This is a genomic window from Gordonia sp. YY1 (assembly GCF_009872315.1).
In the GTDB taxonomy this organism is placed as follows: Bacteria; Actinomycetota; Actinomycetes; order Mycobacteriales; family Mycobacteriaceae; genus Gordonia; species Gordonia amicalis.
Genome location: NZ_WXYI01000068.1, coordinates 1 through 536, shown reverse-complemented (window position 1 = coordinate 536; position 536 = coordinate 1). Strand labels below are relative to the sequence as shown.

General features: G+C 66.6%; 1 protein-coding gene. It reads right to left on the bottom strand.

Annotated elements, in window-relative coordinates; translation table 11 throughout:
- Positions 1–397 (bottom strand): helix-turn-helix domain-containing protein (locus BPODLACK_RS23735; protein WP_317510433.1); only part of this gene is annotated, 397 nt, incomplete at its 3' end.
- Positions 398–536 lie beyond the last annotated feature (139 nt).

Here is a 536-nt window from a genome sequence, read left to right as displayed (position 1 = left end):
TCGCTGTTTTTGGGCGCTTGGCGGCCTGCTGGGCTTTCCACTGCGCCACCAACGCCCGATACTCGAGCTTCCCGCTCCTGGTTGCGGCGTTGCGCCGTAGCTCACGTGAGATCGTGGCCGGACTGCGCCCGATCCGCCGTGCGATCTCACGCACCCCACGATCCTGGGCGCGTAGCAGCGCGATCTCTTCCCGTTCGGCGAACGATAGATAGCGGCCCGAAGGCTCATCCAGACTCAGCGGCCTCATGCCGCCAGCGTGGCGGAACCAGCGTGTACCCACCGGCACCGACACACCGACAGCGATCGATGCCTGCGCCGTGCTCACCCCCGTCGCGACCACCCGCCAAAACTCACGTTGCACCTGCCGCGACGGCTCCGGCCGCCCCGGCGATCGCATCGCCGGCCGAAGTGCACGATCAGCACGCCACTGCCGACGAACACCTACCGCCACATCGCTGGTCTTCCAACTCCAGTCCGCCGTAGCCACCGCGAACACCTCCATGATCATGGTGTTGCGACGACCAGTTGAATCCGCC